The sequence below is a fragment of the Citrobacter sp. Cb041 genome (genome assembly GCF_030336655.1).
GTDB classification, from domain to species: Bacteria; Pseudomonadota; Gammaproteobacteria; order Enterobacterales; family Enterobacteriaceae; genus Citrobacter; species Citrobacter braakii.
Window position 1 is genome coordinate 20,494 of sequence record NZ_JAOWDD010000036.1, and the last position, 12,968, is coordinate 33,461.

Below are 12,968 nucleotides of genomic sequence, written 5' to 3' on the forward strand. Positions count from 1 at the left end.
AGGTGTTAAAAGTCATAGGGAATAGTGTGGTTAAATGTCGTTACAATTCACTAGCGCCTTACGGTTTTGCATCATAACTATAACGTACCGTTTTTTGTTAAAAGCGAAACAAGTCAACTGTGAAAATATCAGTCTGCTAAAAATAGAACGTAAGAACCACCCGTTATGTTAATTTTTTATTATAAATGTCAATGCGTGGTTTTTTTGTTGTTAGCTGTTGTTTTTGAAATAGTGGCTATTTTTACGCTTAAATATCAAAAAGATGAAAAGGCATCATTTGCCACGTAAATAAATTATGCGAAGGTGAATATGTTCAATATGTGATCTGGTGCACGCTTTGCCGCCAGTATTTACGCGGCATTTGCAGTTTTGCATGATCGTTCACAGTTTGCTTAAAAGTGATAAATGTGGGGTAGCGAAAAATATTTAAACATTTATTCACTTTTTAGCTACTTATTGTTTGAAATCACGAATGCGCACCGTATAATTTGACCGCTTTTTGATGCTTGACTCTAAGCCATAAAGAACGTTTTATACGACACGCGGCATACCTCGAAGGGAGCAGGAGTAAAAACGTGATGTCTATGTCGCTCTTGAGTCGAAACGTTGCTCGTAAGCTTTTGCTCACACAGTTTCTGGCGGTAATAGCAAGTGGATTGCTGTTTAGCCTCAAAGACCCTTTCTGGGGCATCTCCGCATTGTGCGGTGGATTGGCAGTGTTACTGCCTAATATGTTGTTTATGATATTTGCCTGGCGTCACCAGGCGCATACACCAGCTAAAGGCCGAGTAGCCTGGACGTTCGCCTTCGGCGAAGCCTTCAAGGTGTTAGCTATGCTGGTTTTGCTGGTGGTGGCGTTGGCTGTTTTGAAAGCGGTATTCATGCCGCTGATCGTTACGTGGGTTTTGGTGCTGGTGGTTCAGATACTGGCGCCGGCTGTAATTAACAACAAAGGGTAAAGGCATCATGGCTTCAGAAAATATGACGCCGCAGGATTACATAGGACACCATCTGAATAACCTTCAGTTGGACCTACGTACATTCTCGCTGGTGGATCCGCACAACCCCCCAGCCACCTTCTGGACGCTCAATATTGACTCCATTTTCTTCTCGGTGGTTCTGGGTCTGTTGTTCCTGCTTATGTTCCGTAGCGTAGCTAAAAAGGCGACCAGCGGCGTACCAGGTAAATTTCAGACCGCGATTGAGCTGGTAATCGGCTTTGTGCATGGTAGCGTGAAAGACATGTACCATGGCAAAAGCAAGCTGATTGCTCCGCTGGCCCTGACGATTTTCGTCTGGGTATTCCTGATGAACTTGATGGATTTGCTGCCTATCGACCTGCTGCCGTACATCGGTGAGCATATCTTTGGCCTGCCGGCTCTGCGTGTAGTTCCGTCTGCTGACGTGAACATCACCCTGTCGATGGCGCTGGGCGTATTTATCCTCATTCTGTTCTACAGCATCAAAATGAAAGGCATCGGCGGCTTCGCGAAAGAGTTGACGCTGCAGCCGTTCAATCACTGGGCGTTCATCCCTGTCAACTTAATCCTTGAAGGGGTAAGCCTGCTGTCCAAACCAATTTCTCTTGGTCTGCGACTGTTCGGCAACATGTATGCCGGTGAGCTGATTTTCATTCTGATTGCTGGTCTGTTGCCGTGGTGGTCACAGTGGATCCTGAATGTGCCATGGGCCATTTTCCACATACTGATTATCACGCTGCAAGCCTTCATATTTATGGTTCTGACGATTGTCTATCTGTCGATGGCATCTGAAGAGCATTAATTTACCAACACTACTACGTTTTAACTGAAACAAACTGGAGACTGTCATGGAAAACCTGAATATGGATCTGCTGTACATTGCTGCCGCTGTGATGATGGGTCTGGCGGCAATCGGTGCTGCGATCGGTATCGGCATCCTCGGGGGTAAATTCCTGGAAGGCGCAGCGCGTCAACCGGATCTGATTCCTCTGCTGCGTACTCAGTTCTTTATCGTTATGGGTCTGGTGGATGCAATCCCAATGATCGCTGTAGGTCTGGGTCTGTACGTGATGTTTGCTGTCGCGTAGTAAGCGTTGCTTGAATTAAGAGCAATATCAGAACGTTAACTAGATAGAGGCATTGTGCTGTGAATCTTAACGCAACAATCCTCGGCCAGGCCATCGCGTTTGTCCTGTTCGTTCTGTTCTGCATGAAGTACGTATGGCCGCCTTTAATGGCTGCCATCGAAAAACGTCAAAAAGAAATTGCTGACGGCCTTGCTTCTGCAGAACGAGCACATAAGGATCTTGACCTTGCAAAGGCCAGCGCGACCGACCAGCTGAAAAAAGCGAAGGCGGAAGCTCAGGTAATCATCGAGCAGGCGAACAAACGCCGTGCTCAGATCCTGGACGAAGCTAAAACTGAAGCAGAGCAGGAACGTACTAAAATCGTGGCACAGGCGCAGGCGGAAATTGACGCCGAGCGTAAACGTGCTCGCGAAGAACTGCGTAAGCAAGTTGCTATCCTGGCTGTTGCTGGCGCCGAGAAGATCATCGAACGTTCCGTGGATGAAGCTGCTAATAGCGACATCGTGGACAAACTTGTCGCTGAACTGTAAGGAGGGAGGGGCTGATGTCTGAATTTATTACGGTAGCTCGCCCCTACGCCAAAGCAGCTTTTGACTTTGCCGTTGAGCACCAAAGCGTTGACCGTTGGCAGGATATGCTGACGTTTGCCGCTGAGGTGACGAAAAACGAACAAATGGCAGAGCTTCTCTCTGGCGCGCTGGCGCCGGAAACGCTCGCTGAGTCGTTTATCGCCGTGTGCGGTGAGCAGTTGGACGAAAGCGGCCAAAACCTGATTAGGGTAATGGCTGAAAATAACCGTCTGAATGCGCTCCCGGATGTTCTTGAGCAGTTTATTCATCTGCGTGCAGCCAGTGAGGCTATCTCTGAGGTAGAAGTCACTTCTGCCAATGCACTGAGTGATGAACAGCTTACGAAGATTAGTGCAGCGATGGAAAAACGTCTGTCACGCAAAGTTAAGCTGAATTGCAAAATCGATAAGTCTGTAATGGCAGGCGTAATCATCCGAGCGGGTGATATGGTCATTGATGGCAGCGTACGCGGCCGTCTTGAGCGCCTTGCAGACGTCTTGCAGTCTTAAGGGGACTGGAGCATGCAACTGAATTCCACCGAAATCAGCGAACTGATCAAGCAGCGCATTGCTCAGTTCAATGTTGTGAGCGAAGCTCACAACGAAGGTACTATTGTTTCTGTAAGTGACGGTGTTATCCGCATTCACGGCCTGGCCGATTGTATGCAGGGTGAGATGATTTCCCTGCCGGGTAACCGTTACGCTATCGCACTGAACCTGGAGCGCGACTCCGTAGGTGCCGTTGTGATGGGTCCATACGCTGACCTCGCCGAAGGCATGAAGGTTAAGTGTACGGGTCGTATTCTGGAAGTTCCGGTTGGCCGTGGCCTGCTGGGTCGTGTGGTGAACACTCTGGGTTCCCCAATTGACGGTAAAGGTCCGGTTGATAACGATGGCTTCTCGCCAATCGAAGTTATCGCACCAGGCGTAATCGAACGTCAGTCCGTCGACCAGCCAGTACAGACAGGTTATAAATCTGTTGATGCCATGATCCCAATCGGTCGTGGCCAGCGTGAGCTGATCATCGGTGACCGTCAGACAGGTAAAACTGCGATGGCAATCGATGCCATCATCAACCAGCGTGATTCCGGTATCAAATGTGTGTACGTGGCTATCGGCCAGAAAGCGTCCACCATTTCTAACGTGGTTCGTAAACTGGAAGAACACGGCGCACTGTCCAACACCATCGTTGTTGTGGCGACCGCGTCTGAATCTGCTGCTCTGCAATACCTGGCACCATATGCTGGTTGCGCAATGGGCGAATACTTCCGTGACCGCGGTGAAGACGCGCTGATCGTTTACGATGACCTGTCTAAACAGGCTGTTGCTTACCGTCAGGTTTCCCTGCTGCTCCGTCGTCCACCAGGACGTGAAGCATTCCCGGGCGACGTATTTTACCTCCACTCCCGTCTGCTGGAGCGCGCATCCCGCGTAAACGCGGAATACGTTGAGAAGTTCACCAATGGTGAAGTTAAAGGTAAAACCGGCTCCCTGACCGCTCTGCCGATTATCGAAACCCAGGCGGGTGACGTTTCTGCGTTCGTTCCGACCAACGTAATTTCCATTACAGATGGTCAGATCTTCCTGGAAACCAACCTGTTCAACTCCGGTATTCGTCCGGCAGTTAACCCGGGTATCTCCGTATCTCGTGTAGGTGGCGCAGCGCAGACCAAGATCATCAAGAAACTGTCCGGTGGTATTCGTACCGCACTGGCGCAGTATCGTGAACTGGCAGCGTTTTCTCAGTTCGCTTCCGACCTGGATGAAGCTACTCGTAAGCAGCTGAGCCACGGTCAGAAAGTAACTGAACTGCTGAAGCAGAAACAGTATGCCCCAATGTCTGTAGCACAGCAGGGTGTGGTGCTGTTTGCGGCTGAACGCGGTTACCTCGAAGATGTGGAACTGGCGAAAATCGGTAGCTTTGAAGCCGCTCTGCTGGCTTACGTTGACCGTGACCACGCTCCGCTGATGCAAGAGATCAACCAGTCCGGTGGCTATAACGATGAAATCGAAGGCAAGCTGAAAGCTATCCTCGATTCCTTCAAGGCAACCCAGTCCTGGTAACGTCTGGCGGTCTGCTTTAGGGCGGACCGCAAGGCATTGAGGAGAAGCTCATGGCCGGCGCAAAAGAGATACGTAGTAAGATCGCAAGCGTCCAGAACACGCAGAAGATCACTAAAGCGATGGAGATGGTCGCCGCTTCCAAAATGCGTAAATCGCAGGATCGCATGGCGGCCAGCCGTCCTTATGCAGAGACCATGCGCAAAGTGATTGGTCACCTTGCGAATGGTAATCTGGAATATAAGCACCCTTACCTGGAAGAACGCGACGTTAAGCGCGTGGGCTACCTGGTGGTGTCGACCGACCGTGGTCTGTGCGGTGGCTTGAACATTAACCTGTTCAAAAAGCTGCTGGCGGATATGAAAGCATGGTCCGATAAAGGCGTTCAGTGCGATATCGCAATGATCGGCTCTAAGGGCGTGTCTTTCTTTAACTCCGTTGGCGGTAATGTGATTGCTCAGGTAACCGGTATGGGGGATAACCCTTCCCTGTCCGAACTGATCGGTCCGGTTAAAGTGATGCTGCAGGCCTACGATGAAGGTCGTCTGGACAGACTGTACGTTGTCAGCAACAAATTTATTAACACCATGTCTCAGACGCCAACCATCACCCAACTGCTGCCTCTGCCGGCATCAGATGATGATGAATTGAAGCGTAAATCCTGGGATTACCTGTATGAGCCAGACCCGAAAGCGCTGCTGGATACCCTGCTGCGTCGTTATGTCGAGTCTCAGGTTTATCAGGGCGTGGTAGAAAACCTGGCCAGCGAGCAGGCCGCACGTATGGTGGCGATGAAAGCCGCGACCGACAATGGCGGCAGCCTGATTAAAGAGCTGCAGTTGGTATACAACAAAGCTCGTCAGGCCAGCATTACTCAGGAACTCACCGAAATCGTCGGTGGTGCATCCGCGGTATAACCAGGTTAATTCGTAGAGGATTCAAGATGGCTACTGGAAAAATTGTCCAGGTAATCGGCGCCGTGGTTGACGTCGAATTCCCTCAGGATGCCGTACCGCGCGTGTACGATGCTCTTGAGGTTATGAATGGTAAAGAGAGCCTGGTGCTGGAAGTTCAGCAGCAGCTCGGCGGCGGTATCGTACGTACCATCGCCATGGGTTCTTCCGACGGTCTGCGTCGTGGTCTGGAAGTTAAAGATCTCGAGCACCCGATCGAAGTCCCGGTAGGTAAAGCAACTCTGGGTCGTATCATGAACGTCCTGGGTCACCCGATCGACATGAAAGGCGATATCGGTGAAGAAGAGCGTTGGGCTATCCACCGCGCGGCACCTTCCTATGAAGAGCTGTCCAGCTCTCAGGAACTGCTGGAAACCGGCATTAAAGTTATCGACCTGATGTGTCCGTTCGCTAAGGGCGGTAAAGTTGGTCTGTTCGGTGGTGCGGGTGTAGGTAAAACCGTAAACATGATGGAGCTGATCCGTAACATCGCGATCGAACACTCCGGTTACTCCGTGTTTGCGGGCGTGGGTGAACGTACTCGTGAGGGTAACGACTTCTACCACGAAATGACCGACTCCAACGTTCTGGACAAAGTATCCCTGGTATATGGCCAGATGAACGAGCCGCCGGGAAACCGTCTGCGCGTTGCTCTGACCGGTCTGACCATGGCTGAGAAGTTCCGTGACGAAGGTCGTGACGTTCTGCTGTTCGTTGATAACATCTATCGTTACACCCTGGCCGGTACAGAAGTATCCGCACTGCTGGGTCGTATGCCATCAGCGGTAGGCTACCAGCCGACCCTGGCGGAAGAGATGGGTGTTCTTCAGGAACGTATCACCTCTACCAAAACCGGTTCTATCACCTCCGTTCAGGCGGTATACGTACCTGCGGATGACTTGACTGACCCATCCCCAGCAACCACCTTTGCTCACTTAGATGCAACCGTGGTACTGAGCCGTCAGATCGCATCTCTGGGTATCTACCCGGCAGTTGACCCGCTGGACTCCACCAGCCGTCAGCTGGATCCGCTGGTTGTTGGTCAGGAACACTACGACACCGCGCGTGGCGTACAGTCTCTGCTGCAGCGTTATCAGGAACTGAAAGACATCATCGCCATCCTGGGTATGGATGAACTGTCTGAAGAAGACAAACTGGTGGTAGCACGCGCACGTAAAATTCAGCGCTTCCTGTCCCAGCCGTTCTTCGTTGCGGAAGTATTCACCGGTTCTCCGGGTAAATACGTATCCCTGAAAGACACCATCCGTGGCTTTAAAGGCATCATGGAAGGCGAATACGACCACCTGCCAGAGCAGGCGTTCTACATGGTTGGTTCTATCGACGAAGCCGTGGAAAAAGCCAAAAAACTTTAACGCCTTAATCGGAGGGTGATATGGCAATGACTTACCACCTGGACGTCGTCAGCGCAGAGCAGCAAATGTTCTCTGGTCTGGTCGAAAAAATCCAGGTAACGGGTAGTGAAGGTGAACTGGGTATTTTCCCGGGTCACGCACCGCTGCTCACCGCCATTAAGCCTGGTATGATCCGCATCGTTAAACAGTTCGGTCATGAAGAGTTTATCTATCTGTCTGGCGGCATTCTCGAAGTGCAGCCTGGCAGCGTGACCGTTCTGGCTGATACCGCGATTCGCGGACAGGATCTCGATGAAGCGAGAGCCCTGGAAGCGAAGCGTAAGGCTGAAGAGCACATTAAGAGCTCTCATGGTGACGTGGATTACGCTCAGGCATCTGCGGAACTGGCCAAAGCGATCGCGAAACTGCGCGTTATCGAGTTGACCAAAAAAGCGATGTAACACCGGCTTGAAAAGCACAAAAGCCAGTCTGGTTGCCAGGCTGGCTTTTTTTATGGTTTTGTTTCAGTGAAAGTGGAACTAAAAAGCTGTTTTATTATTTTGTGATTTGTGTCACAAAAATATTGATCGGTTAAAAAATGAGGCGTAGACTCTTTTTTGTGTGATGTGTGTCACATAATTAACTCAGATAAAAACAGGATACCAACATGAAACTGATTAATAAAATCATCGCCCTTTTCAGCAGCATGGAAGTTTAGTCTTCCCAACCTGCTCTGTGGCGCGATGCTTCATACGGTTATCAGCACGCGCCAGCTGTTATTAAATCCCCCTCCTCCGCTTTATCGTTTGTCCTCTTCCCTTTTAAAACTCTATTTTCCCTGTCTGTTTTTTCTGCTTCTCGCTGAATCACATTAATAAAATTATACTTTTCTTTTGTAACTCTTTATTCATGCAGTAAAAAAATAGCAAAAACATTAACCTAAGGCTTTAATAAGAGCAGCCTCCTGGTTTTTGGGAGACAAAAGACGCCGAAATAGACGAAAATAGAGAGTTATCAGAGGGGAAATTTCCCCGATTGAACGTTTTATCTTCGGTCCATTTCACGATGAAAAAAATGTAGTATTTTCAATGTGAAACGGTATAAATTCGTTCTCAAATTACAGTCAGGACGTGTATGTTGAATAATGCTATGAGCGTCGTGATCCTTGCCGCAGGCAAAGGCACGCGTATGTATTCCGATCTCCCTAAAGTGCTGCATACCCTCGCAGGAAAGCCGATGGTTCAGCATGTCATTGATGCCGCTAATGAATTAGGTGCGACTCACGTACATCTGGTCTACGGGCACGGTGGTGATTTGCTTAAGCAGACGCTGAAAGATGGCAATCTAAACTGGATTCTGCAGGCAGAGCAGTTGGGGACCGGCCATGCAATGCAGCAGGCAGCGCCATTCTTTGGTGATGACGAAGACATTTTAATGCTCTATGGCGATGTGCCGCTGATCTCTACCGATACCTTACGTAGCCTGCGTGATGCTAAACCGCAGGGCGGCATCGGCCTGTTAACGGTAAAACTGGATGATCCATCCGGCTATGGGCGTATTACGCGTGAGAACGGTAACGTCACCGGTATCGTCGAGCATAAAGATGCAACTGACGAGCAGCGCCAAATCCAGGAAATCAACACCGGTATTCTGATTGCCAATGGCGCTGATATGAAGCGCTGGCTGTCCAAACTCACCAATAACAATGCGCAGGGTGAATACTACATCACCGATATCATTGCTATGGCGTATCAGGAAGGACGCGAAATTGCTGCGGTACATCCGGCACGTATTAGCGAAACGGAAGGGGTGAATAACCGTCTTCAGTTATCCCGTCTGGAGCGTGTTTATCAGTCTGAGCAAGCAGAGAAACTGTTGCTGGCGGGCGTGATGCTGCGCGATCCTGCACGTTTTGATCTTCGCGGTACGCTTATTCACGGGCGCGATGTTGAAATTGATACTAACGTTATCATTGAAGGTAACGTAACCGTTGGTGATCGCGTCAAGATTGGTGCTGGCTGTATCATCAAAAACAGCGTGATTGGTGAAGGTTGTGAGCTTAGCCCATACAGTGTGGTGGAAGATGCCCATCTGGAAGCCGCTTGCACCATCGGCCCATTCGCGCGTCTGCGCCCGGGTGCTGAGCTGCAGGAAGGCGCGCACGTGGGTAACTTCGTCGAAATGAAAAAAGCGCGTCTGGGTAAAGGTTCTAAAGCTGGTCATCTGACCTATCTGGGCGATGCGGAAATTGGCGATAACGTGAATATCGGCGCGGGTACGATTACCTGCAACTACGATGGTGCCAATAAGTTTAAAACCATTATTGGTGATGATGTGTTTGTGGGTTCTGATACCCAGTTGGTGGCGCCTGTCACCGTGGGTAAAGGTGCCACCATCGCTGCTGGCACTACCGTAACGCGTAATGTCGCCGATAACGAACTGGTATTAAGCCGTGTACCTCAGGTCCATAAACAGGGCTGGCAGCGTCCGGTGAAGAAGAAGTAATTTTTTGCCGGATGGCGGCTTTGCCTTATCCGTCCTACGTGCGGTGACGTTCTGTAGGCCTGATAAGCGTAAGCGCCATCAGGCAGACAAGAGATGAGGGGATAACATAATCCTCCGCTCAACAAGCAGTACCATAAAAATAACCCCACTCTCTACAAGGCTCGGGGCGCCCGGAAAGGGCAAATACAGGTCAGCGACAACGACAGGCAAATGCCTAAATTTGGAATCAAAAAATATGTGTGGAATTGTTGGCGCTATCGCGCAGCGTGATGTAGCTGAAATCCTTCTCGAAGGTTTACGTCGTCTGGAATATCGTGGTTATGACTCTGCTGGTCTGGCCGTTGTCGATGCTGAAGGCAACATGACCCGTCTGCGTCGTCTGGGTAAAGTGCAGATGCTGACTGCTGCTGCGGAAGAACATCCGCTGCATGGTGGTACAGGTATCGCTCATACCCGTTGGGCGACACACGGTGAACCTTCAGAAGCGAACGCGCATCCCCATGTTTCTGAACACATTATTGTGGTGCATAACGGCATCATTGAAAACCATGAACCTCTGCGTGAACTACTGAAAACCCGTGGTTACACCTTTGTTTCTGAAACCGACACCGAAGTGATTGCTCACCTGGTGCATTGGGAACTGGAACAGGGTGGTACGCTGCGTGAAGCCGTACTGCGTACTATTCCACAGTTGCGCGGTGCCTATGGCACGGTGATCATGGATACCCGTAACCCGGAAACGCTGCTGGCGGCCCGTTCAGGTAGCCCGCTGGTGATTGGTCTGGGGATGGGGGAAAACTTTATCGCTTCCGATCAGCTGGCGCTGTTGCCGGTAACCCGTCGCTTTATCTTCCTGGAAGAAGGTGACATCGCGGAGGTGACCCGTCGTTCAGTCTCTATTTTTGACAAGTCTGGCGCACAAGTGAAGCGTCAGGATATCGAATCGAATCTGCAGTATGACGCGGGCGAAAAAGGTATTTATCGCCACTACATGCAGAAAGAGATCTACGAACAGCCGAACGCAATTAAAAATACGCTGACCGGGCGCATTAGTCACGGTGAAGTGGATTTAAGCGAGCTGGGTTCACGTGCCAACGAGTTGCTGTCTCAGGTTGAGCATATCCAGATTATCGCCTGCGGTACGTCCTACAACTCCGGCATGGTGTCCCGCTACTGGTTTGAATCGCTGGCTGGTATTCCTTGTGATGTCGAAATCGCTTCCGAGTTCCGCTATCGCAAATCCGCCGTGCGTCGTAACAGTCTGATGATTACCCTTTCCCAGTCCGGTGAAACGGCGGATACCCTGGCGGGTCTGCGCTTATCTAAAGAGCTGGGCTATCTGGGCTCGCTGGCTATTTGTAACGTACCGGGATCTTCTCTGGTGCGCGAATCCGACCTGGCGATGATGACCAATGCCGGTACCGAAATCGGTGTGGCCTCGACGAAAGCATTTACTACCCAACTGACCGTTCTGCTGATGCTGGTGGCGAAACTGTCTCGTCTGAAAGGCCTGGATGCGTCTATCGAGCAGGAGATCGTTCACGGTCTGCAGGCACTGCCGAGCCGTATTGAGCAGATGCTGTCTCAGGACAAACGCATTGCCGCTCTGGCGGAAGGTTTCTCAGACAAACACCATGCGCTGTTCCTGGGCCGTGGCGATCAGTACCCGATTGCGCTGGAAGGCGCGCTGAAGCTGAAAGAGATCTCTTATATTCACGCTGAAGCTTATGCTGCAGGCGAACTGAAACACGGTCCGCTGGCGCTGATTGATGCCGATATGCCGGTTATCGTAGTTGCACCGAACAACGAACTGTTGGAAAAACTGAAATCCAACATTGAAGAAGTTCGCGCCCGTGGCGGTCAGTTGTACGTCTTTGCGGACCAGGATGCTGGCTTTACCAGCAGCGAAAACATGCACATCATTGAGATGCCGCATGTGGAAGAGGTGATTGCACCGATCTTCTACACCGTTCCGCTGCAGTTGCTGGCGTATCACGTGGCGCTGATTAAAGGCACCGACGTGGACCAGCCGCGTAACCTGGCAAAGTCGGTTACCGTAGAGTAATCCGCACTTAACTGAACTGAAAATGCCCTGCTGTAAGTGGGGCATTTTTTTAGCTTGTTCTGTTTTTAATCAATTATCCCGCCTGTTTTATGTGACAAACCGTCATCTTCAACTACTGTTTTCAGTGTCATAAAAAGAAAATTTCAGCGAAATGTTATTGTCATGATGGTAATTAACATCCTGTTTTAAATGTATTTTTAGATAAAAAACTTCCCGAGTTTTTCATTGTCATAAAACTGTCATATTTCGTACATTTAACTGTCACCTGTTTGTCCTATTTTGCTCACAGTAGCAACTCAAACAACGATTTACGAAAACCGTGCAGGAGACATTATGAAAGTTATGCGTACCACTGTCGCAACTGTTGTCGCCGCGACCTTATCCATGAGCGCGTTTTCTGCGTTTGCAGCAGCGAGCCTGACAGGTGCAGGTGCAACCTTCCCTGCGCCAGTGTATGCCAAATGGGCAGATACCTATCAGAAAGAGACCGGTAGCAAAGTAAACTACCAGGGTATCGGCTCCTCCGGTGGTGTAAAACAAATTACGGCCAATACCGTTGATTTCGGCGCCTCTGACGCACCGTTGTCTGACGAGAAACTGGCGCAAGAAGGCCTGTTCCAGTTCCCGACTGTTATTGGTGGTGTGGTGCTGGCGGTGAACATCCCTGGCCTGAAATCCGGCGAACTGGTGCTGGACGGTAAAACGCTGGGCGACATCTACCTCGGTAAAATTAAGAAGTGGGATGATGAAGCCATCACCAAACTGAACCCGGGTCTGAAGCTGCCTTCTCAGAATATCGCCGTTGTGCGTCGTGCTGACGGTTCCGGTACTTCCTTCGTTTTCACCAGCTACCTGGCGAAAGTGAACGAAGAGTGGAAATCTAAAATTGGTTCCGGCTCTACCGTTAACTGGCCGACCGGTCTGGGCGGTAAAGGTAACGACGGTATCGCTGCGTTCGTACAGCGTCTGCCGGGTTCTATCGGCTACGTTGAGTACGCTTACGCTAAGCAGAACAACCTGGCGTACACCAAGCTGGTCTCTGCTGATGGCAAACCGGTAAGTCCGACCGAAGAAAACTTTGCCAACGCTGCAAAAGGCGCTGACTGGAGCAAAACCTTCGCCCAGGATCTGACTAACCAGAAAGGTGACGATGCGTGGCCGATCACTTCCACCACCTTCATCCTGGTGCATAAAGAGCAGAAGAAACCTGAGCAGGGTGCTGAAGTGCTGAAGTTCTTCGATTGGGCGTACAAAAATGGTGGCAAACAGGCTAATGACCTGGACTACGCCAGCCTGCCGGACAGCGTGGTTGAGCAGATTCGTGCTGCATGGAAGACCAACGTGAAGGACAGCAGCGGTAAAGCGCTGTACTAAATACCCGTCATACTTCGAGCCG

Annotated in this window: 12 protein-coding genes; all 12 read left to right on the forward strand. The window is 50.5% G+C overall.

The window, feature by feature from the left end; genetic code table 11:
- The first annotated feature begins 578 nt into the window (after positions 1-578).
- The 12 genes from atpI to pstS all read left to right on the forward strand — a co-directional run bounded on the left by atpI (position 579) and on the right by pstS (position 12,946).
- Positions 579-959 carry a F0F1 ATP synthase subunit I gene (gene atpI / locus OGV52_RS08830; protein ID WP_049282856.1) on the forward strand — a complete coding sequence of 127 codons (381 nt, stop codon included), beginning with the start codon at positions 579-581 and terminating at the stop codon, positions 957-959.
- Positions 960-966: 7 nt separating this feature from the next.
- On the forward strand, positions 967-1,782 hold the full coding sequence (atpB, locus tag OGV52_RS08835) for a F0F1 ATP synthase subunit A (protein WP_003023792.1): 816 nt from the start codon (positions 967-969) through the stop codon (positions 1,780-1,782).
- Between the two features lie 46 nt (positions 1,783-1,828).
- Entirely contained in the window at positions 1,829-2,068 is a 240-nt protein-coding gene (atpE, locus tag OGV52_RS08840; RefSeq protein WP_003023794.1) for a F0F1 ATP synthase subunit C, read from the forward strand.
- Between the two features lie 59 nt (positions 2,069-2,127).
- Positions 2,128-2,598, forward strand: coding sequence for a F0F1 ATP synthase subunit B (gene atpF, locus OGV52_RS08845; RefSeq protein WP_003827022.1), 471 nt, complete (start codon positions 2,128-2,130; stop codon positions 2,596-2,598).
- Positions 2,599-2,612: 14 nt separating this feature from the next.
- Positions 2,613-3,146, forward strand: coding sequence for a F0F1 ATP synthase subunit delta (gene atpH / locus OGV52_RS08850; protein WP_006687767.1), 534 nt, complete (start codon positions 2,613-2,615; stop codon positions 3,144-3,146).
- 12 nt (positions 3,147-3,158) lie between these two features.
- A complete protein-coding gene (gene atpA / locus OGV52_RS08855; RefSeq protein WP_003023802.1) occupies positions 3,159-4,700 on the forward strand; it encodes a F0F1 ATP synthase subunit alpha in 1,542 nt (513 codons plus the stop codon).
- A gap of 50 nt (positions 4,701-4,750) precedes the next feature.
- Positions 4,751-5,614: a F0F1 ATP synthase subunit gamma gene (gene atpG, locus OGV52_RS08860; protein ID WP_016155083.1), complete on the forward strand. Its 864-nt coding sequence runs from the start codon at positions 4,751-4,753 to the stop codon at positions 5,612-5,614.
- A 26-nt stretch (positions 5,615-5,640) separates the two neighbouring features.
- The gene (gene atpD / locus OGV52_RS08865) at positions 5,641-7,023 is read left to right on the forward strand and encodes a F0F1 ATP synthase subunit beta (RefSeq protein WP_003023806.1); all 1,383 of its coding nucleotides are present in this window, start codon (positions 5,641-5,643) and stop codon (positions 7,021-7,023) included.
- A 20-nt stretch (positions 7,024-7,043) separates the two neighbouring features.
- Positions 7,044-7,463, forward strand: coding sequence for a F0F1 ATP synthase subunit epsilon (locus OGV52_RS08870; RefSeq protein WP_003023809.1), 420 nt, complete (start codon positions 7,044-7,046; stop codon positions 7,461-7,463).
- Positions 7,464-8,136: 673 nt separating this feature from the next.
- Entirely contained in the window at positions 8,137-9,507 is a 1,371-nt protein-coding gene (glmU, locus tag OGV52_RS08875; protein ID WP_019077996.1) for a bifunctional UDP-N-acetylglucosamine diphosphorylase/glucosamine-1-phosphate N-acetyltransferase GlmU, read from the forward strand.
- 235 nt (positions 9,508-9,742) lie between these two features.
- Positions 9,743-11,572, forward strand: a complete 1,830-nt coding sequence (glmS, locus tag OGV52_RS08880) for a glutamine--fructose-6-phosphate transaminase (isomerizing) (protein WP_049282853.1) — start codon at positions 9,743-9,745, stop codon at positions 11,570-11,572.
- Between the two features lie 333 nt (positions 11,573-11,905).
- Positions 11,906-12,946 (forward strand): phosphate ABC transporter substrate-binding protein PstS, encoded by a 1,041-nt coding sequence (pstS, locus tag OGV52_RS08885; RefSeq protein WP_016155079.1) that lies wholly within the window; start codon positions 11,906-11,908, stop codon positions 12,944-12,946.
- Positions 12,947-12,968 lie beyond the last annotated feature (22 nt).